This window comes from Streptomyces sp. NPDC059989, from assembly GCF_042736975.1.
Lineage (GTDB): Bacteria > Actinomycetota > Actinomycetes > Streptomycetales > Streptomycetaceae > Streptomyces.
Genome location: NZ_JBHWUO010000005.1, coordinates 130,621 through 150,434, shown reverse-complemented (window position 1 = coordinate 150,434; position 19,814 = coordinate 130,621). Strand labels below are relative to the sequence as shown.

Annotated in this window: 19 protein-coding genes; 9 read left to right on the top strand and 10 right to left on the bottom strand. The window is 73.4% G+C overall.

The features are described from left to right. The first annotated feature begins 131 nt into the window (after window positions 1-131). From ACFWBN_RS06740 to ACFWBN_RS06730, 3 genes are all read left to right on the top strand, one after another. The gene (locus tag ACFWBN_RS06740; protein ID WP_385171616.1) at window positions 132-752 is read left to right on the top strand and encodes a hypothetical protein; all 621 of its coding nucleotides are present in this window, start codon (window positions 132-134) and stop codon (window positions 750-752) included. Window positions 753-926: 174 nt separating this feature from the next. Continuing rightward, window positions 927-1,670 carry a hypothetical protein gene (locus tag ACFWBN_RS06735; RefSeq protein ID WP_385171613.1) on the top strand — a complete coding sequence of 248 codons (744 nt, stop codon included), beginning with the start codon at window positions 927-929 and terminating at the stop codon, window positions 1,668-1,670. After that, on the top strand, window positions 1,667-2,914 hold the full coding sequence (locus ACFWBN_RS06730; RefSeq protein WP_385171610.1) for a histidine kinase dimerization/phospho-acceptor domain-containing protein: 1,248 nt from the start codon (window positions 1,667-1,669) through the stop codon (window positions 2,912-2,914). The genes ACFWBN_RS06735 and ACFWBN_RS06730 overlap by 4 nt, the downstream gene beginning before the upstream one ends. 471 nt (window positions 2,915-3,385) lie before the next feature. Here the strand turns inward: ACFWBN_RS06730 and ACFWBN_RS06725 are convergent, their stop codons facing one another. The 3 genes from ACFWBN_RS06725 to ACFWBN_RS06715 form a co-directional block, all read right to left on the bottom strand. Then, window positions 3,386-3,661, bottom strand: a complete 276-nt coding sequence (locus tag ACFWBN_RS06725) for a hypothetical protein (RefSeq protein WP_385171607.1) — start codon at window positions 3,659-3,661, stop codon at window positions 3,386-3,388. A 10-nt stretch (window positions 3,662-3,671) separates the two neighbouring features. Continuing rightward, window positions 3,672-4,385: a TetR/AcrR family transcriptional regulator gene (locus ACFWBN_RS06720; RefSeq protein WP_385171604.1), complete on the bottom strand. Its 714-nt coding sequence runs from the start codon at window positions 4,383-4,385 to the stop codon at window positions 3,672-3,674. 187 nt (window positions 4,386-4,572) lie between these two features. Further along, a complete protein-coding gene (locus ACFWBN_RS06715) occupies window positions 4,573-5,502 on the bottom strand; it encodes a diiron oxygenase (RefSeq protein WP_385171601.1) in 930 nt (309 codons plus the stop codon). Window positions 5,503-5,671: 169 nt separating this feature from the next. On the opposite strand from ACFWBN_RS06715, the gene ACFWBN_RS06710 reads away from it, so the two are divergent. After that, a complete protein-coding gene (locus ACFWBN_RS06710) occupies window positions 5,672-6,778 on the top strand; it encodes a ferritin-like domain-containing protein (protein ID WP_385171598.1) in 1,107 nt (368 codons plus the stop codon). Between the two features lie 273 nt (window positions 6,779-7,051). Here ACFWBN_RS06710 and ACFWBN_RS06705 read toward each other — a convergent pair whose 3' ends face one another. Both ACFWBN_RS06705 and ACFWBN_RS06700 read right to left on the bottom strand, forming a co-directional pair. Further along, window positions 7,052-8,512 (bottom strand): penicillin-binding transpeptidase domain-containing protein, encoded by a 1,461-nt coding sequence (locus ACFWBN_RS06705; RefSeq protein WP_385171595.1) that lies wholly within the window; start codon window positions 8,510-8,512, stop codon window positions 7,052-7,054. After that, entirely contained in the window at window positions 8,509-9,882 is a 1,374-nt protein-coding gene (locus ACFWBN_RS06700) for an FtsW/RodA/SpoVE family cell cycle protein (RefSeq protein WP_385171593.1), read from the bottom strand. Before ACFWBN_RS06700 ends, ACFWBN_RS06705 begins: the two co-directional genes overlap by 4 nt. 95 nt (window positions 9,883-9,977) lie before the next feature. On the opposite strand from ACFWBN_RS06700, the gene ACFWBN_RS06695 reads away from it, so the two are divergent. From ACFWBN_RS06695 to ACFWBN_RS06680, 4 genes are all read left to right on the top strand, one after another. Further along, window positions 9,978-10,385 carry a DUF6325 family protein gene (locus ACFWBN_RS06695; protein WP_385171590.1) on the top strand — a complete coding sequence of 136 codons (408 nt, stop codon included), beginning with the start codon at window positions 9,978-9,980 and terminating at the stop codon, window positions 10,383-10,385. Beyond that, window positions 10,385-10,783, top strand: coding sequence for an SHOCT domain-containing protein (locus ACFWBN_RS06690; RefSeq protein ID WP_385171588.1), 399 nt, complete (start codon window positions 10,385-10,387; stop codon window positions 10,781-10,783). Before ACFWBN_RS06695 ends, ACFWBN_RS06690 begins: the two co-directional genes overlap by 1 nt. A 163-nt stretch (window positions 10,784-10,946) precedes the next feature. Continuing rightward, window positions 10,947-11,375: an ankyrin repeat domain-containing protein gene (locus tag ACFWBN_RS06685; protein ID WP_385171877.1), complete on the top strand. Its 429-nt coding sequence runs from the start codon at window positions 10,947-10,949 to the stop codon at window positions 11,373-11,375. 78 nt (window positions 11,376-11,453) lie between these two features. Continuing rightward, on the top strand, window positions 11,454-12,698 hold the full coding sequence (locus ACFWBN_RS06680; RefSeq protein WP_385171585.1) for an NlpC/P60 family protein: 1,245 nt from the start codon (window positions 11,454-11,456) through the stop codon (window positions 12,696-12,698). On the opposite strand, the gene ACFWBN_RS06675 is transcribed toward ACFWBN_RS06680, so the two are convergent. From ACFWBN_RS06675 to ACFWBN_RS06655, 5 genes are read right to left on the bottom strand one after another with little or no spacing between them, the layout of a single operon-like run. Beyond that, entirely contained in the window at window positions 12,620-13,909 is a 1,290-nt protein-coding gene (locus ACFWBN_RS06675; RefSeq protein WP_385171581.1) for a styrene monooxygenase/indole monooxygenase family protein, read from the bottom strand. The two genes, ACFWBN_RS06680 and ACFWBN_RS06675, sit on opposite strands and share 79 nt — an antisense overlap. Before the next feature lie 8 nt (window positions 13,910-13,917). Beyond that, a complete protein-coding gene (locus ACFWBN_RS06670; RefSeq protein WP_385171577.1) occupies window positions 13,918-14,547 on the bottom strand; it encodes an ATP/GTP-binding protein in 630 nt (209 codons plus the stop codon). After that, a complete protein-coding gene (locus ACFWBN_RS06665; protein WP_385171574.1) occupies window positions 14,528-14,917 on the bottom strand; it encodes a DUF742 domain-containing protein in 390 nt (129 codons plus the stop codon). Before ACFWBN_RS06665 ends, ACFWBN_RS06670 begins: the two co-directional genes overlap by 20 nt. After that, the gene (locus ACFWBN_RS06660; protein WP_385171571.1) at window positions 14,914-15,390 is read right to left on the bottom strand and encodes a roadblock/LC7 domain-containing protein; all 477 of its coding nucleotides are present in this window, start codon (window positions 15,388-15,390) and stop codon (window positions 14,914-14,916) included. Before ACFWBN_RS06660 ends, ACFWBN_RS06665 begins: the two co-directional genes overlap by 4 nt. Further along, window positions 15,387-18,449 (bottom strand): nitrate- and nitrite sensing domain-containing protein, encoded by a 3,063-nt coding sequence (locus ACFWBN_RS06655; protein WP_385171568.1) that lies wholly within the window; start codon window positions 18,447-18,449, stop codon window positions 15,387-15,389. The genes ACFWBN_RS06660 and ACFWBN_RS06655 overlap by 4 nt, the downstream gene beginning before the upstream one ends. A 398-nt stretch (window positions 18,450-18,847) precedes the next feature. On the opposite strand from ACFWBN_RS06655, the gene ACFWBN_RS06650 reads away from it, so the two are divergent. Then, window positions 18,848-19,621, top strand: a complete 774-nt coding sequence (locus tag ACFWBN_RS06650) for a protein phosphatase 2C domain-containing protein (protein WP_385171565.1) — start codon at window positions 18,848-18,850, stop codon at window positions 19,619-19,621. Window positions 19,622-19,814: the final 193 nt, after the last annotated feature.

The window sequence follows — 19,814 nt, the reverse complement described above, 5'->3', positions numbered from 1 at the left end:
GCGGTGTAACGACTCCGACGGCACCCTGCGACACCGCTGTTACATGAACGGGGCTCTGCCGCAACGGCCGCCGCATAGGTTTGACCCGCCTGGACCCGCCAGGGCTCGAAGACCAGCACCGAAGGACCTCCGTGAGCACCGTCAGCCGCCGCACTCTCGTTCGCGCCGCCGCCGTGACCGCATGCGCCGGAAGCCTGCTGGCGCTGCCCACCGCCGCCGCTCTGGCCGAAGGGGTGCCCGCGGCCTCGTCCGCGCACTCCGCCGCGCCGCAGCGGATGCTCGTCAAGAGCCTCTCCCTCGCCGACGGCGTCTCCACCGCGAAGGTCTACCGCGTCGCCAAGGACGCGTACCAGGCCGACATCCTCACCGCCGACGGCCACAAGGCCACCACGCTGACCAGCCGTGACGGCGTCACCGCCGTCGGCGGTGCCGGGGACCTGCACGCCGCGCTCCGGTCCGACGGGCGGCTGACGTCCTGGATCGGGGACGCCCCCGCGACGGACGCCGCCCACGACGTGGCGGGCGACGGCCACAAGACCGGCACCCGCAGCGGCGGCCAGGTCGTGCCCGCCTCGGCACCGAAGGGGTCGCGTACCGTCGCCGACGGGCCGGCCGACGTACAGCGCCTGAACTCGCTGGCCGACGGGCCGGGCGACGGCATGCTGCTGCTCGCCGCGGGCGGCGGCATCGCGGCCGTCGGCGCCGCCGGACTCGGCTTCGCGATGCTGCGCCGCGGGCGTACGGACGGCTGACGTACGGCTGACGTACGGCCGCGGGCAAAAAGGGCGTACCTCCGCATAAGGTTGACGTGATCGCCGTCGTCGGTCGTCGGTCGTCGTGGCCGGCCGGTCGTCTCGGCCGTTCGCCGTAGTCGTCATCGGCCGGAATCGCCGTCGTACCGTCGCGGGCAGGAGGACGCTGGGGCCGTGAAGACCTTTCCCTTCCGTGCGGGCGCGCTGCTGGCCCTGGTGCCCCTCGTCCCGCTGCTGGCGGGCTGCGGCGAGAGCGGCGGGCTGGCGAGCGCGGGCGCCACCGCGACCGCGAGCGGGCCCGTGCACCTGTGGCCCGACCGCCAGGGCGCCGCGGTGCCGCCGGCCGATCCGGGTGGTGCCCCGCCGGAGTACGTCCAGGGGATCCCGCCCGTCCCGGAGCAGAACGTGCACGCGGTCGACCCGGTGGGCCTCGTCCAGGCGGAGCTGCGGGCTCACCCGGACACCGATGTCGGCGCCGACGGGATGCCGCCCGAGACCGCCGCCGCGATCAGGGCGTGCGGCGGGGAGGGCGCCGCGCCGGGGGCGTGCCCGGTGCTGACGCCGTACTACCGGGACCTCACGGGGAACAACAAGGACGAGCTGATCGTCGGCATCGAGTTCCCGGACAAGATGATGTCCGTACGGGTGTACACGGCGGATGCCGACGGCCGGCTCAACCGGATCATGGCGACCACCGAGACCGTCGTCTCGGTGGAGCTCGCCGGGCGGGACGTGGTCCTGCGCGTGCCCAGCGGGAACAACGGCTACGAGCTGATCACCGCGTGGTCCTGGGACGAGAAGCAGCTGACCATGCTGCCGACGCGCGAGCAGATCGTACGGGTGCCGGCGCAACCGCAGACCCCGGTGAGCCCGGGTCCCACCACCAGCGCCGGCGCGGGCGCGGGCGCGTCGCCGTGAGGCTCCGGCTGCCCGCGTGGACGGCCACGCTGACCTGGAAGTCCGCGTGCTTCATCGTGGTGATGTGCTGTTCCCTGGCCGCCGTCCTGGGTGCGCTGGTGCACGTGGAGGTGACCCGGCAGACCGTGGCCACGGCGCGCGAGAAGGCACTCGCCAAACTGCACGACGCCTCGCGCGCGTACGAGGCGGGCGAGGCCCTGCCGCCCGAGTCGGGGCTCGATCCGGAGGGGCTTCCGCCGCGGCTGCGGGCGCTGGCCGTCGGCGGGCACCGCGGGACGGTCGTCGGCGAGTACCGGGGCCGCCCGACGATGTGGGCGGCGGCGCCGGCGGACGGGCGGGCGCTGGCCACCGCCATCGACTACGGGCAGAGCGCGGGCACGATCAGCGGCCTGGACAACGCGATCATCGGCTCGTCGGTCCTGGCGATCGGCGGGACGCTGCTGGTCGGCGCCTTCGCGGTGACGCGCGTGACGCGGCGGCTGCACCAGACGGCGACCGTGGCCCGGCGGATCACGCAGGGCGACCTCGACGCGCGGGTGGCCGACCCGCGGACGAAGGACCCCTCGCGGCGCCAGGACGAGGTGGCGACGGTGGCCGGGGCGCTGGACACGATGGCGGGGACCCTGCAGGCGAAGCTGGAGAGCGAGCAGCGGTTCACGGCGGACGTGGCGCACGAACTGCGCACTCCGCTGACGGGTTTGCAGGCGGCGTCGGAACTGCTGCCGGAGGGGCGGCCGACGGAGCTGGTGCGCGAGCGCGTACGGACCATGCGGCAGCTGACGGAGGACCTGCTGGAGATCTCGCGGCTGGACTCGGGGAGCGAGGCGGTCGAGACCGACCTGCACCAGCTGGGGCGGCTGACGAAGCGGGTGGTGCGGGCGTCGGGGACGGCGACGGAGGTCGTGATCGTGCGGGACGCGCACGTGGAGACGGATCGGCGGCGGCTGGAGAGGGTGCTGGGGAATCTGGTGGCGAACGCGCACAAGCACGGGCGGCCGCCGGTGGTGCTGACCGTGGACGGGCCGGTGGTGACGGTACGGGACCACGGGGACGGCTTTCCCGACTACCTGGTGGCGCACGGGCCGCAGCGGTTCCGGAGCGGGGGGAAGGGGCACGGGCTGGGGCTGACCATTGCGGTGGGGCAGGCCGGGGCGATCGGCGCGACGCTGGCGTTTCGGGGGGCGGAGGGGGGTGGGGCGTTGGCGGTCCTGACCCTTCCCTTGGCCGGGGGCTCGGCGGGGTAGGGGTCGGGGTGCGGGCAGCGGCCTGCCGGCCGCCCCGGGGCTCTGCCCCGGACCCCGCGCCTCAAACGCCGGCGGGGCTGGGTTTGGCTCCGGCCGGTCCCCTGGCGGGGGGGCTCGGCGGTTCCCGTGCCGGGCTTCGCGGGGCCGGTGCCGGGGCCGGGGTGGGGTGTCGGCCGGGACTGCATGATTTATGGCGCCTCATGCGGATTGACCTGTACGGGCTTGGTGCGCGCCACAAATCACGTTTTACGTCCCGGCCAACACCCCACCCCGTCCCCGACCCCGGCCAACCCCTCCCTCGGGCCGATCCCACCCGCCCATTGCCGTGCACGTTCCAGCGCCGCCGGGCACATTCAGCCCCTCCGGCGTTTGAGGAGCGGGGTACGGGGCGGAGCCCCGAATCCTTGAGCCGCACCTGAGCGGCGGCGCCGGGCACAGTCCAGCCCCGCCGGCGATTGAGGCGCGGGGACGTCAGGGGCGGGGTGGCTTCGTCCAGGGCCAGCGCGGCTTCGGCTTCGGTTTGCGGCCCGTCGGGACGTGGAGGTACTTCCAGCCCTTCTGGAGTCCCAGCCGCTTCGTGTAGCCCGACGGGACGCGTTCGTAGAGGAGCACCGTCGGGGGGCCGCCGTCCGGGGCCGGGACCGGGATCTCGTACCACTTCGGCGGGTGGCCGGTCGGGCCGAGGAGGATCGGGAGGACCCGACCGTCCATCGGGCCGCCCTCGAAGGGGGTGGGTTGGCTTCTCACCCCACCAGTGTCACAGCAGGTGGGCCGCCTCGGAGACCACCGGGATCACCCGGCGGGCCAGGACCCCCACCGGCCCGTCCGCCGATTCCAGGGCGAGGGCGGCGCGGGCGGCGGCCGCGGTCTCCGGGTCCGTGGCCGCGGTGGCGGTCAGCAGGGCGATGAACTGGTCCACCAACCAGTCCCTGAGGGAGTCGACCTCCGGCTGCTTGCCCTCGTCGATCCAGATGAGGGACGCCGCCTCGACGGCGGTGATCCACGTACGGACCATCATGCGCAGCCGTGGGCCCGGGTTGGGGACCCCCAGGTGGACCAGGATCTGCGCGGCCGCGGCCCGGCGGATGCCGTCGACGGTCGCCGTCGTGCGGGAGGTCTCGACGACGCTGCCGCCCTGGAGGAGTGCCGCGAAGCCGGCGTCGTGCTCGTCGACGAAGGCCAGGTAGCGGTCGAGGGCCCGGGTCAGGCGCTGGGTCAGGGGGCCCTGCTGCGGCTCGGCGAAGCACAGTTCGAGGAGGTCGGCCGCCGAGCGCAGGGCGGCCTCGTAGAGCTGCTGCTTGCCGCCCGGGAAGTAGCGGTAGACGAGCGGGCGCGAGACTCCGGCGGCCTCGGCGACGTCGTCGAGGGAGACCTCCTCCGGCGCCCGGTGCGCGAACAGCGAGAGGGCGGCGTCGAGGAGTTGGGCTCGGCGCTCCTCGACGCTCAGTCTGCGGTAGGCGCGTACGGTCATGCCCGCAGAGTAGACGACGCCCATGTCTAGTGCTGTGGCCGGAAAGGTTTGCCGGGTCGCGGCGTCCGGTGCGGTGCATCGCAAGGCGGAGGACCGCGGCTCGTACTGGACGTACTTGCGTGGTCCGACAACGCGGCGAGGTGCCGTGCCGGGCGCCGCGACCCGGTGAACCTTTCCGGTCACAGCACTAGGCGAGGAGGCCCGAGCTCTTCCACAGCTTGCGGCCGACCCCGCGCATCACGCCGATGTCGTCGAGGAAGTCGGTGAGCCGCTTGGCGCCGGTCTGCATGATCTCGCGCCGGTGTCCGCTCGCCTTGACCTGGGCGACGGCCTCGCGCCGGTCCAGGCCGATGTTCTCGTAGACGGCCGGGTTGACGAAGGCGAGCGAGAAGACGCGCGCGGCCTCGCCGCAGCTGATCCGGGTGAGTTCCTGCTCCCAGCGCGGGGCGGTGAGCATCTGGCGGCGCAGTTCCTCGCGGGCGTACCGGACGTGGCGCGCCTCCTCGATGACGTGGATGCGGGTCACGCCGCGGACGAGGGGCTGGACGCGCTCGTCGGGGAAGGTCAGGCGCTGCATCCAGTCGAGGATCTCCTCGCCGAGGAGGGTGCAGGCGAAGGAACCGGGGGTGGTGGAGATGGTCTTGAGGACGCGGGCCAGGTTGTGGTTGACGCGGGAGACCGGGTAGGCGGGGGCGCCGGCCTTCTGGATCATGCGGGCGAACATCATCGAGTGGCGGCACTCGTCGGCGATCTCGGTGAGCGCGTACCGCACGTGGTTGCTGGTCAGGGACTTGTCGTAGATGTGCCGGACCAGGAGCTGCATGAGGATGATCTCGAACCAGATGCCCAGCGAGCCGAGCGCCGCCGCCTCGTGGCGGGAGAGGTCGATGCGCTGCTCCTCCCCCATCTTCTTCCAGAGCGGGGTGTCGTAGAGGGAGAGCAGCTCCGGCGGCCAGTAGTACTTGCCCTCGATCGCCGGGGCGTCCCAGTCGAGTTCCTTGTCGGGGTCGAAGGAGTGCTTGGCGGAGGATTCGAGCAGCCGTTCGGCTATCTGCTCGCGGTCCTTGAGCAGGCCGAGTGCGTCCCTCAGCGCGTTTCGATCGGTCGCGGTCGTCATGGCTCGGGATACCTCGCTCATCGGGTTACCTGCGGTCACTGCTTATGAGACTGCCTGTCAGCAAGGTCGTCAATCCCCCGCGCACGACTTGTTGACCGCGCGTCTACCAACGTGTGACGCTGCCAACTGTCCAGTCCTGCACGGCAGTACGCGAGACGAGGAGGCGTCAGTGTCGACGCACGAGCTCTACACCAAGGACCCGGGCGAGGGCGTCTGGCAGATCCCCGCCTCCGGCTCGGCCCGCTTCAGCTGGGAGTACGACGGGGGCCGCGAGCGGCTCCTCGCGCTCTACCAGAAGGGCAAGGACAAGCAGTGGGACGGCGCCAAGCGCATCGACTGGGACATCGAGGTGGACCCGTACGATCCGCTGGGCACCCCGGACGAGGTGCTCACGCTGTACGGGACGCGGCACTGGGCCAAGCTCACCGAGAAGGACAAGGGCGAGCTGCGACGGCACTACAGCGCCTGGCAGTTCAGCCAGTTCCTGCACGGCGAGCAGGGCGCGATGGTGTGCGCGGCGCGGATCGTGGAGTCGGTGCCGGACCTGGACGCGAAGTTCTACTCCGCCACCCAGACCATGGACGAGGCGCGGCACGCGGAGATCTTCGGGCGCTTCCTGCACGAGAAGGTCGGGATGCTCTACCCGATCAACGACAACCTGCAGGCGCTACTGGGCGACACCCTGCGCGACTCCCGCTGGGACATGCCGTACCTGGGCATGCAGGTGCTCATCGAGGGGCTGGCGCTGGCCGCCTTCGGCATGATCCGCGACACGACGGACAAGCCGCTGCCGAAGCAGATCCTGGCGTACGTGATGCAGGACGAGGCCCGGCACGTGGCCTTCGGGCGGATGGCCCTGCGCGACTACTACAAGCAGCTGACGGACGCCGAGCTGCGCGAGCGCGAGGAGTTCGTGATCGAGGGCTGCTACCTGATGCGGGACCGGCTGCGCGGGGTGGAGGTGCTGGAGAACTTCGGCATCCCGAAGAAGGAGGCGGAGCAGTTCAGCGAGCAGTCGGAATTCCTGCACCTCTTCCGGAAGCTGCTGTTCAGCCGGATCGTGCCGTGTGTGAAGGACATCGGGCTGTGGGGGGAGCGGCTGCAGAAGGCGTACCTGGACATGGGGGTCTTCGAGATGGGCGACTCGAATCTGGATCTGCTGATGAGGCAGGACGAGGAGATCGCGGAGGCGCTCGACCGGGAGCGGTTCGCCTCCGAGGAGGCGGAGCGGGTGGCGGAGGTGCGGGCCGCCATCGCCGAGGGGGAGGTGGCCTGAACCCGTGGGCTCCGCCCCCAGCCCCCTGCGCCTCAATCGCCGGCGGGGCTGAATGTGCCCGGCGCCGCTGGCCAGGTGCGGCTCACAGACCTGGGGCTCCGCCCCAGACCCCGCTCCTCAAACGCCGGAGGGGCTGGATGCGCCCGGCGGCGCTGGATTTTGCCTGGGGACCGGCCGGAGCCAAACCCAGCCTCGCCGGCGATGGAGGCGCGGGGTACGGGGCGGAGCCCCGGGGCGGCCGGCAGGCCGCTGCCTGGGCTCCGAGCCCCCCGGTCAGGGAACCGGCAGGGCCGCCTCCATCACCGCCCTCGCGATCGGCGCAGCCGCCAGGTTCCCGCTGATGTCACCCCGGTTCGCCGCCGCGTCCTCGACCACCACCGCCACCGCGACCGCCGACAGGGGGGCGGACTCCGCCCTGGCCCAGGAGATGAACCAGGCGTACGGGGTCCCCGCGTTGCCGACCCCGTGCTGGGCGGTGCCGGTCTTGCCGCCGACCACCACGCCCGGGATCGCCGCGTTCTTCCCCGTGCCGTTCTCCACCACCCTCACCATCAGCTCCTGCATCCGCAGCGCGGTGGCCGGGTTCATGGCCCGGCCCAGGCTGCGCTGGTCGCCGCGCCGGACCGGGGATCCGTCGTCCTGCGTGGTGCGGTCCACCAGGTAGGGGGACTTCAGCTCCCCGCCGTTGGCGACCGCCGCCGCGACCATCGCCATCTGGAGCGGCGTGGCCTTGGTGTTGAACTGCCCGATCGAGGACAGCGCCAGCTGGTCCTGGCTCATGTCGGTGTCGAAGTCCGACCGGGACACCCACGACGGCACCCGCAGCCCGTCGTCGTTGAACCCGAACCGCTGCGCCGCCTCCACCATCCCGCGCAGCCCGACCCGCACCCCGATCTTCGCCATCACCGTGTTGCAGGACCACTGCACCGCGTCCGCCATCGAGGCGTCCCGGCAGCCCGTGGCCGCGTTCGGCAGCAGGGTGCTGGTCCCGGGCAGCGGGTAGGGGTCGGGGGTCTCGGTCGGCGCGTCCACATCGGAGACCACGCCCGCGTCGAGGGCGGCCGCCGCGGTCACGATCTTGAAGGTGGAGCCGGGCGGGTAGGTCTCGCGCAGCGCCCGGTTGAGCATCGGCTTGGCGGGGTCGGCGTTCAGCCGCGCCCAGGCCTCCTTGACCCGCGTCCCCGTACCGGAGAGCACCGAGGGATCGTACGACGGGCTGCTGACCAGCGCGAGGATCTTCCCGGTGGCCGGCTCCACGGCGGCCACCGCGCCCCGCTTGCCCGCCAGTCCGGCGTACGCGGCCAGCTGCACGCGCGCCCGGATGGTGGTGGCGGCGTTCCCGCCGGCCGGGCGGCCGCGGGCGAGGTCGTACCAGAGCGGGAAGGCGGACAGCCCCGGGTCGGTGCCCGACAGGATCCCGTCCTCGGCGCGCTCGATGAAGCTGGTCCCGTACGTCTGGGAGGAGAAGCCGGTGACGGGCGCGTAGAGCGGGCCGTTCCCGTACGTGCGCTCGTAGCGCAGGAGTTGGCCGCTGTCGCGGGAGCCGGTGACGGGCCGGCCGTCGACCAGGATGTCCCCGCGCGGCTCGGCGTACCGCTCGATGGCGGGGCGTTTGTTGGCCGGGTTCGCGCCGTAGGCGGCGGATTCCCAGAGCTGGACGCGGGCGACGTTGACGAGCAGGGCGACGAGGAGGGCCGCGCAGAAGTACGCGCACCAGCGGATGTAGCGGATCACGCGGGGGCCTCCTGCGGCTCCGGTTCGGGCCTGCGGGCGCTGTCGCCGAGCCGGACCAGGAGCGCGACGATGATCCAGTTGGTGACGACGGAGGAGCCGCCCTGGGCGAGGAAGGGCATGGCCATGCCGGTGAGCGGGATCAGCCCGGTGACGCCGCCCGCGATGACGAACACCTGGAGCGCGACGATCGAGGCGAGGCCGGTGGCGAGCAGCCGGCCGAAGGGGTCGCGCAGCGCGAGGCCGGCGCGGAAGCCGCGGGCGACGAGGAGCCCGTAGAGGAGCAGGATCGCGGCGAGGCCGACGAGGCCGAGCTCCTCGCCGGCGGTGGCGAGGATGAAGTCGGACTTGCCGGCGAAGCCGATGAGGAAGGACTGGCCGTGCCCGAGCCCGGCGCCGAGCAGGCCGCCGGCGCCGAAGGCGAAGAGGGACTGGGCGAGCTGGCCCGGGCCCTCGCCGCGGTCGATGGAGGCGAAAGGATTCAGCCAGTCGTCCACGCGGCTGTGCACGTGCGGTTCGAAGGTCCCGACGGCGTACGCGCCCACGCCGGCCAGGACCAACCCGATCGCGATCCACCCGATCCGCCCGGTGGCGGTGAACAGCATGATCACGAACAGCCCGAAGAACAGCAGCGAGGTCCCCAGGTCCCGCTCCAGGACCAGCACCCCGACGCTGAGCAGCCAGATCGTGAGGATCGGGCCGAGGACGCGGCCCGGGAGCAGGCGCAGCTTCCAGAAGAGCCGGCGCCCGGTGAGGGCGAGGGCGGTGCGGTTCGCGGCGAGGTAGGAGGCGAAGAAGACGGCGAGCAGGATCTTGGCGAACTCCCCCGGCTGGAACGACAGTCCGGCGAACCGGATCCAGATGTGCGCGCCGTTGACCGCCGGGAAGAACACGGGGACGAGCATCAGCACCAGGGCGGCGGCGACGGAGAGGTACGCGTAGCGCTGGAGCACGCGGTGGTCGCGCAGGACGGCGACGACGAGCACGAAGAGCGCTATGCCGAGGGCGGACCAGAGGAGTTGGCTGCCTGCGGTGAGGTGGGCGGGGGTGGTCGCGTCGAGCCGCTGGATGAGGACGAGGCCGAGCCCGTTGAGGAGGACGGCGATCGGCAGCACGAGGGGGTCGGCGTACGGGGCCCGCAGGCGGACGGCGAGGTGCGCGATCAGGGCGGCGGCGGCGAGGCCGGCGGCGTAGTGGGCGGTGGAGGGCGGGATGCGGCCGGCGGTCGCGAGCCCGACGTGGAGGTGGCCGATCACCGAGATCAGGACGGCGCCGGCGAGGAGGGCCAGCTCGACCCCGCGACGTCTGGGCGCGCCGGCGTCGGGGGGTGGTGGCGGGGCGGGCTCCGCCACCTTCGCCGTCAGAGCGCTCATGGGGGAAACGTAGCAAGCAAACGGACGACATGTCCGCTTATGTCATAGTGTGCCGAAGAGTCGTCACAAACGGTCGGAATCAGGAGCCGAGCCTTATGGGACCTGTGGAATTCATCGTCCTCGCCTTCCCCGAAGAACAACTGCGGGTACCGGCGGTCGAGGCCGTGATGGGACTGAGGAAGACCGGGGTGGTCCGGCTGATCGACGGGCTCGTGGTGACGCGGACCGCGGGCGGGGAGGTGCTGTCGGCGGAGTTCGACGAGTTCGTGGAGCTGCACGGCCTGCTGACGGGCCGGGACGTGGCGCGGCTGATCGGCCCCGAGGACGTACGGGAGGCGGCGGGCCTGCTGGAGCGCGGCAGCTGCGCCCTGCTCCTGCTGGTCGAACACGTATGGGCCGAGGACGCGGCCATCGCCGTACGGGCGGCGGGCGGCCGGATCGTGGGCTCGGTCCGCATCCCGCCGGACCGGATCCCGGCGGACCCCCGGGCGGGGGTGGCGTGATGTTCATCCGGCCGGTCGGAGTAACGGTCCACTCGGCGCAGCGCCCGGCGGGCCACCCCCTGCTGCGCGGCCTGCTGGCCCGGGCGGCGGGCGCGGCGGAGTCCACGGCGGGCGCGGTGGGCCCTGACGAACCACCCCGCAGGGGCCTGCTGGCCCGAGCGGTCCAGGCGGCGGAATCCCCTCCGGAACCCCAGCCCGAGCCTGAGCCGGAACCGTCGACACCGGAGCCGGCGGAGCCACCCACGGCCACCATCGCCCCGGAACACCCCCACCCGGGCGAGCCCGTCCCCCCGGCCGACCTGGTGGCGGAACTCACCCAACTGGCCGACCTGACCCGCGAGGGCCTCCTGACCCCGGAGGAGTTCACCGCGGCCAAGACGAGGCTGCTGCGCGGCTGACCGCGGCGCGGGCCCGCGCCATCGCCCCATCGCCCCATCGCCCCATCGCCCCATCGCCCCATCGCCCCATCGCCCCATCGCCCCATCGCCGACCGGAGCGTGACGCCGTACCGGTACCGGGTGCACAGCCGCCAGGCACAAGATCCCACTAATGTCGGCCATGATGAACCGACGACGGCAAAAGACCCTGTCACGGCAACTGGTCGAAGCATCGATGCTCGGACGTACCGCCCGCGCCCGAGCACTTCTACGCGCCGGCGCCCACCCCGAAACGGCCAACTCCGAGGGCACCACCCCTCTGTACGCGGCCGCCGTTCAGGGATCCCTTGAGGCGGTCCGCTGCCTACTGACGGCCGGCGCCTCCCCCGACACGGAAAGCGGACACGGCACCGAGGGCACACCCTTGTGCGCGGCAGCGTGCTGGGGCCACACCTCCGTGGTGCGCGAACTCCTGGCCCACGGCGCGGATCCGAACCTCCGGGAGGACCACGGCACGGGCCGCACCCCCCTCGACTGGGCCCTGGCCGGCCCGCACCCGGAGACGGCCGACGCCCTCATCGCCGCAGGAGCACACCCGCCCCCATCCGGGTGACCCCCCGCGCCCCGCCGACTCCCCTGGCGGATTTGTCATACCGGGCGTGGCAGCATCGGCCGCCTTGGAGGTGATCACATGTCACATCGGCCGCTTCGTGCCGCCTGCATCGCCGCGGTGCTGGTCATGGCCGCGCCCGCCCCCGGCGCCCACGCCGAACCCGGTGCGCCCGCCGCACCCGCCGCACCCGCCGCGCCCGCCGCATCCGCGGAGAACGTCGGTGTCCTGCTCACCCGCCTCCAGGGGCTCTACCAGAAGGCCGAGGAGGCCTCCGAGGCCTACAACGCCACCGAGGAGGCCCTCAAGGCCGGCCAGGGCGAGGAGCAGCGGCTCAACACCGAGCTCGGCAAGGCCCGTACCGCCATCGGATCCGAGAAGGCCCTGCTCGGGCGGCTGGCCCGGGAGCAGTACCAGGGCGGCCGCGGCTTCTCCCCGTACGCCCGGATGCTGCTCGCCAAGGACCCCCAGGCCGCCATGGACCAGCGCCGCCTGACCACCCGCGAGGGCGCCCGGCGGGCCGGCGTGCTCGACCGGCTCGCGCGCGGCGAGAAGGAGGCCGACGCGCTCGCCGCCCGGGCCCGCAAGGCCCTGGACACCCAGCAGACCCTGGCCGTGCGGCAGAAGCAGCACAAGGACGAGGTGAGCCTCCAGCTCAAGGAGGTGGAGCGGGTGCTGGCCTCGCTCACCGCCGAGCAGCTCGCCCGGCTCGGCGCGCGCGAGGCCGAGGACACCGCCACCGCGCAGCGGCAGCTGGTGGACTCCGGCCGGCTGCCCGCCCGCACCGGTACGCCCACGGCCGCCGGCGGCGCGGCCCTCACCTACGCGGCGGCGCAGATCGGCAAGCCGTACGTCTGGGGCGCCGAGGGCCCGGCGTCCTTCGACTGCTCGGGGCTGACCTCGCAGGCCTGGGCGCACGCCGGCCGCAGCATCCCGCGGACCAGCCAGGAGCAGTGGGCGCAGCTGCCGAAGGTGCCGCTGGACCAGCTCCGCCCCGGGGACCTGGTGGTCTACTTCCCCAAGGCCACGCACGTGGCCCTCTACGTGGGCGAGGGCAAGGTGATCCAGGCGCCGCGCCCGGGGGCGAAGGTGAAGGTCTCGCCCCTGGCCGCCAATCCGCTGCTCGGCGCCGTACGCCCGGACCCCGCCGGCACCCCGCTGGCGGAGTTCACTCCCCCGCCCCTGCCCGGGGCGGACGCGACGGACACGGCAGGCACGGCGGGCACGGCGGAGGACGACGACACCGGCTACTCCTCCGAGGAAGCCCCCGAAGCCGCCGAGGCGGACGCCGAAGCCTCGACCGCCCCCGAGACCTCCGCCAGGTAATCCGCCGCGTCCTCGGGGTCGTAGAAGTACGAGTCGAAGTCGGCCGGGTTGTCGAAGCCGTTGGCGAATCGATCCGCCACCGGCTGCAGCTGCCCGGCCGCGCCGATCAGGTTCAGCACGTGCTCGGGCGGAACGCCCAGCATCGCGTTCGTCCACTGGGTCACCGGCTTGCCGGTGGTGAACCAGTACTTGTCGAAGGTCGCCTTCATCCACGCCTCGTCGAACGGGTTGTCCCCGTGCATCAGGATCGAGGAGAGGTACGAGGCCGCGCACTTGGCGGCGGAGTTCGAGCCCTGCCCGGTGATCGGGTCGTTGGCGACGACCACGTCCGCCACACCCAGCACCAGCCCGCCGCCCGGGAGCCGCCCGACCGGGTTGCGGACCACCGGCGCGTAACGCCCGGCCAGCGTCCCGCCCGCGTCCGTGAGCTCCACCTTCGTCGCCCGCGCGTACTCCCACGGCGTGAACTTCTCCATCAGCTCCAGCGTGAGCGCCAGGTGCTCGGCCGGGTCCCTGACCCCGTTGAAGACGTCCAGCGGACCGCCCGGGACGCCCTCCCAGAACAGGATGTCCGCCCGCCCCGAGGTGGTGAGGGTCGGCATGACGAACAGCTCGCCGACGCCCGGCACCAGGTTGCAGCGGACCGCCTCGGTCTCCGGGTGCTCGGGGCGCGGGCCGAGCCCGTGCACGTAGGAGACGGCCAGCGCGCGCTGCGGGGCGTCGTACGGGGAGCGCGCCGCGTCCCGCTCGAACATCGACACCAGCTCGCCCTTGCCGGCGGCGACCAGCACCAGGTCGTACGTGCGGGAGAAGAAGTCCAGATCGGCGACCGAGGCCCCGTGGATGACCAGCTGGCCACCGCGCTGCGCGAAGGTGTCGAGCCAGCCCGCCATCTTCACCCGCTGGTCCACGGACTGCGCGTAGCCCTTGAGGCTGCCGAGCCAGTCGACGGCGCGGCTGGTGTCGGGGGCGGCGACGGACACGCCGACGCCCTCGATCTTCGGGGCCTGCTGCTCCCAGAAGTTGATCTGGAGGTCGCGCTCGTGCCGGAGGGCCGTGTCGAACATGCACTGCGTGGACATCACCCGCCCGGTGCGGATCTCGTCCGCCGTCCGGTTGGACATGAGGGTGACCTCGTAGCCCTTCGACTGGAGTCCGAGGGCGAGCTGGAGGCCGGACTGGCCGGCTCCGACGACGAGTATCTTGCGCATGCGGTTCTCTACTCCGGTGTGGTGTCGAGGGCGTGGCCCACAAGGGTCAGCAGGGCTTCGATGACCGTGAGGCGGCTCCGCGCGTCCATGATCACGACGGGTACGTCCGGCGGGATGGTGAGCGCCTCGCGCACGTCCTCCGGCTCGTACGGGTCCGAGCCCTCGAAGTGGTTGACGGCGACCGCGTACGGCAGTCCGCAGCTCTCGAAGTAGTCGAGGGCCGGGAAGCAGTCGCGCAGCCGGCGCGTGTCGGCCAGGACGATGCCGCCGATGGCCCCGCGCACCAGGTCGTCCCACATGAACCAGAACCGCTCCTGGCCCGGGGTCCCGTACACGTAGAGGACGAGGTCGTCGTCGAGGGTGACGCGGCCGAAGTCCATGGCGACGGTGGTGGTGTTCTTGTCCGGGGTCCCGGTCAGGTCGTCGGTGGGGACGCTCGCCTGGGTCATCACCGCTTCGGTGCGCAGCGGCGTGATCTCGGAGAGGGAGGAGACGAAGGTGGTCTTGCCGACGCCGAAGCCGCCCGCGACCAGCACCTTGACGGCGACGGGTGCGCGGGAGCGGTCGTACTGCCAGGGCTGGACGGGCTCCTCGTCCACGGCCGGCGGCACCGGACGGTCAGAGACGGCGAAGGCCACCGAGCACCCTTTCCAGCAGCGCGCGTTCGGGGCGGCCCGAGCCGTGGCCCGTCCCGTAGACGCGGATCCTTCCCTGGTCGGCGAGGTCGCTGACCAGGACGCGGACCACACCGAGCGGCAGCTTCAGCAGCGCCGCGATCTCGGCGATCGTGCGCATGCGGCGGCAGACCTCGACGATGGCGGGCATCTCGGGCATGCGGTCGGGCTTCTGCGGCTGCGACGCCTTGGTGTCCAGGGCGGCGACGAAGGTCTCGACGTGCAGGACCTGCGTGAAGCGGGTGCGGCCGCCCGTGAGGGAGTACGGGCGGACGCGGGCGGGGCGGCGCTCGGCGCCGCGTATCGGCAGCCGGTCGGAGGCCGGACTCCTCACGGGGTTTTCTCCATCGACTGGCGCAGCTCGCTGCGGACTTCGGGGGTCAGGACGTGGCCGGCGCGGCCGACGAACAGGGCCATGTGGTAGGCGACGACGCTCATGTCGCAGTCGGGGGTGGCGTGCACGCCCAGCAGTGAGCCGTCGCTGATGGCCATGACGAAGACGGAGCCGTGCTCCATCGCCACCATGGTCTGCTTGACGGAGCCGCCGTCCATGAGGGCGGCCGCGCCGGTGGTGAGGCTGCCGAGGCCGGAGACGATGGTGGCCAGGTCGGCCGAGGCGCCCCGCGGGCCCTTGGTGCGGGGCTCCCGGGGGGATTCCGCTCCGGGGTCGGAGGACAGGAGCAGCAGCCCGTCCGAGGAGACGACGGCGACGGAGTTGACGCCGGGTACCTCCTCGACCAGGTCGGTCAGCAGCCACTGCAGGTTGCGGGCCTGGGTGCTCAGTCCGTACGTACTGGGCGCGGTCATGTGCGTGCCTCCTGTGCGGTGTCCCCCTGGTCGGTGTTCCCCTGCCCCCGGTCCTGCCGCCGGTCGTGCTCCTGCCCCTGGTCCTGCGCGTGCTCCCGGTCCCGTTCGAGCTCGGCGGCGACGACGCGCCGGCCGTCCTGGGCGCCCTGGTAGAAACCGCCGAGGCGGCGCCGCAGTTCGTCGGCGTCGACGCGGCGCGGCGGCTCGGCCGGCGCCTCCTCCGCGCGGGCGGTGGCGGCCACGGAACGCGGGGTCCGCTTCGGCAGGCCCTTGTCGGTGACGGCTTCGACGGGGTCGGCGGGGTGGCTGCCCTGGCGGGGGAGCCAGTTCCCCTCGGCGGCGGCGTGGGAGTGCGGCTCCGGCTCGGGCTCGTTTTCCCGTACGTCGGCCACGGGTGCGGCATCGGGCAGCGCGGCCGCATCCGCCGGGTCGGGGTCGGACGCCGCCGGAGCGGCCGGTTCCGCGTCGGGGACGACCCGCGCGAGGAGCTGCTCTTCGGGACCGGGCCCGGCCGGGACCTCCGCCGCCGGGGCCGCGGGGGCCGCCGCCGGGGCCGGGACCGTGAACACCTGCTCGGCGGGCGGCAGCTGGCCGTCCACCGGCGCGGCGTCCGCGACCTCGGGCACCACGCGGGCCAGCAGCTCGGCGGTCGGCTCCCCGGCGGGAGCCGGGCTCGGCTGCCGCCCGGCGGCACCGTCGGACGCCTCGGCAGCCGCCGTGTCCACCGCATCCGGCTCGGCCAGGACGGCCGGGTCCGGCAGGCCGAACTCATCGGCAGCCGCGTCCAGGGCCGCGTCGGCATCCACGGCCGGGTACGGGCCGGCGTCCGCGTCCGAGCCGGCCTCCGCCGCCTCCGGCACCACACCGGCCGACATCTCCTCGGCCGAAGTCGAAGCCGCAGCCGATTCCGGCGCGTCCGCAGCCGCCGCCGACTGCCCGGCTCCGCGCAAGCGGCTCGGCAGGGTGTTCTCGTTCGCCTCCGCGATCACGCCCGGCAGGTGCAGCGCGGGCGCGCCCGACGCGCCCAGCGTGTGCACCGGGGCGGCCGGCGGGGTGGCGGGCAGGAGGGCCGCCGGGACGACGACCAGGGCCTCGGTGCCGCCGTGCCGCGGGGCGCGCAGCTCCGCGGTGACCCCGTGCCGCGCCGCGAGCCGCCCGGCCACGTACAGGCCGAGGCCCAGGCCGTGTTCCGACTCGGGTTCCTCGTCGTAGGCCTCGGGCGTGGACAGCCGGGCGTTCAGCGCCTCCAGCCGGTCCTCGGTGACCCCGATGCCCTCGTCGACGACGGACAGCACCACGTCGCCGGAGTCCAGCAGCCATCCGGACACCTTGACCTTGGCGTCCGGCGGCGAGAAGGTCGTCGCGTTCTCCAGCAGCTCGGCGAGCACGTGCGAGAGGTCGTCGGCCGCGTGCCCCGCCACCTGGGTGTACGAGGGCAGCGCCGCGAGGTCGACGCGCTCGTAGCGCTCGATCTCGCTGACGGCGGCCCGCATGACGTCGACGAGCGGGACGGGCAGCCCCTGCCCGTGGCCGTGTTCCTGACCGGCCAGGACCAGCAGGTTCTCGTTGTGGCGGCGCATCACGGTCGCCAGGTGGTCCAGCTTGAAGAGGGTCGCGAGCCGGTCCGGGTCCTGCTCCTTGGACTCCAGCTCCTCGATGACCGCGAGCTGCCGCTCCACCAGGCCCAGGGTCCGCAGCGACAGCGAGACGGAGGTCGTCGACATGACGCGGCGGTGTTCCGCCAGACCGGCGCGCAGCGCCGTCAGCTCCTCCTCCAGCACCTCGCGGCTGGAGGTGAGGGCATCGTTGCGGCCGATGATCCGGCGCCGGTCGGCGTCGAGCCCGGCGATGCGGGTGTGCAGGGAGACCGTCTGGTCGCGCACCGCGTTCAGGTGGCGTACGACCTCGGCGAATTCGTCGTTGCGGCCGGTGAAGCGCACCGGCTCGACCGAGCCCTCGGGCGTCGCCAGCCGCTCCGCGCCGCGGCGCAGGACGGACAGCGGCCGGGTCAGCGAGCGCGCCACACCGGTCGAGAAGCCCACGGCGACGAGGAACAGCACGCCCATGAGCGCGACCATCGCCTCCAGCCGGGTCACGTCGTCGTCGCGCTGCGAGGCGAGCGCGGAGGCGCGCTGGCCGGCGAGGGTGGACTCGACGGACCGCATCCGGTCGACTCGGGCGGTGAGCGCGGAGCCGACGGCGGCCCCGTCGGTCTTGCGGTCGGCCGCCGACAGCGTGGGCCGCTCGGTGAGCCGCTTGAGGTAGTCGTCGGCCGCCTTGACCTCGGGGCCGGTGACGGTGGCGGCGAGGGTCTGGCGCACGTCGGGGCGCGCGGCCCGCGCGAAGTCGTCCAGGGCGGCCTGCTCCCGTACGCGCGCCCGCTGGGCGGCGGTGGTGAGTTCGTCGACCACGGCGGAGTTGGGGAGCTGATCGCCGCGGGGCACGGCCAGCGCGGCGAGGAGCAGTCCGCGGGTGGCGGAGGCCTGCTCGACGGCCTGGCCCAGCGGGGCCAGCGGGCGGGTGGTGGCGAGGGCGGCCCCGGCGCGCGGCGGGGTCAGTTCGGCGAGCCGGTCGCCGGGGGCGAGGAGTTCCGCGATGACGCCGGCGTAGGCCTGGTGGGCGGCGAGGGCGCTGCCCTTGCCGTCGACGGACTCGGTGCGGACGGCCTGGATGCGGCCGAGGGCGCGGGCGGTCTCCTCGTCGGCCTCGGCCTGGACCTCGGCGAGCTGCCGGTCCGTTCGCGCGGTGCGCTCCTGGACGGGGCCCTTGGCTCCGCCGGGGCGGCCCTTGGCTGCGTACTCGACGACGGCGTCGCGCTCGTCGCCGAGGAGGTGCGCGAGGGTGAGGGTCTGGCTGCTCTGTTCCGCGAGGGTGACCAGGCGCTGGGAGTCGCTCAGTTCCCGGGTCGCGGAGACGACGGCGGGGGCCCCTGCCGCGAGGACGGTGAGGCCGGCGACGGCTACGCCGACGACCAGCCTGCGGCGCACGCGGACGCGGCGTCCTGCGGGGGCCGGGCCGTCGATGGCGGTGCCGTTCTTCCGAGACCGCTTCTTCTGCACCGGTGCTCGCAATCCTGTACGTGTGCTTTTGCTCGTCTACTCGTGTGGCCGAGGTAACGGCCGGTCAACAAGTAAACGCCCCCTGCCCCCTCGTACCGCCACAGACCTTTGCAGTGTGATGGGGAGAGAGCCGCACAACGCCCACCCGGCCACTCGAACGAGTGAACATCACGGATGAGTTGGCAACCAACTCGGACACCTGGTGCCAGAGCGGTTCCGTGGACAGGCGGTTGAAAGATCGATGCGGGCTTTGGCAGTATGCCCGCCCACATTCCGGCTGCGGCCCGAGCGGGCCTCGGACGGCCCCGGGCCGCCGGTCGGACGGACAGGGCCGCCCTCTTGCTTCATTGGTACGGACCTGCCCGCGTGCGGAGTGCCCCGGCGGGCAGAATGTCCGCATGCGCATCGACCTCGCCTCGGCCCCCGGCAACCCGGAACGCCCCAATGAGGACTGGCTGTCGGCCGCGATCCCCGCCTCGGGCGGGGGTGTGCTGGTCGCGCTGGACGGGGTCACCCCGCCGCGCGGCGAGGACGGGTGCGTGCACGGGGTGCCGTGGTTCGCGGCCCGGCTCGGCGGCCGATTGACCGAACTGTCCGGATCGCGGCGGGACATGCCGCTGGACCGGATCCTGGCGGAGGCCGTCCGCGCGACGGCCGACGCGCACCGGGACACCTGTGACCTTTCTCACGTACGGACGCCGCAGGCGACGGTGGTCGTGGTCCGGTGGGACGAGGCGTACGTGGAACACCTCGTGCTCTCGGACTCCGTACTGCTCCTGGAGGGGCCCGGGGGCGAGGTGACGGCGGTGCTCGACGACCGGCTGGACCGGATCCCGCGGGAGGCGCTGCGGTCGGCGGCCGCCGCGGACGCCCTGCGGAACGCGGAGGGCGGCTTCTTCACGGCGGCCGCGGACCCGGCGGTGGCGGCCCGGGCGGTGACGGGGCGGACGCCGCGCGAGCGGGTCCGGGCGGTGGCCGCGCTCACGGACGGGGCGAGCCGGTGGACGGACACGTTCGGGGAGGGCGACTGGGCGCAGTGCCTGGCGGTGCTGCGGAAGGAGGGCGCGGAGGGGCTGATCGCCCGGGTCCGCGCCATCGAGTCCGACCCGGCCAGGCCGGCGGCGCGGCACAAGCGGCACGATGACGCGTCGGCGGCGTACGCGGAGCTGTAGGGGCTGGGCGGGGGCGGTTCCGGCGGGGCCGGTTCGAGCGGGGCTGGTTCCGGCGGGGCCGGTTCCGGTGGGGTCAGCACCGGCGGGGTCAGCACCGGCGGGGCCGGGCGCGCGCCGGGGCACCTCCTCGGGCGCCGAACGTGGCCAGGGGTCGGGGAGTGACAGCCTTGTTGTGTTCGGCGCCCTGCGGGGG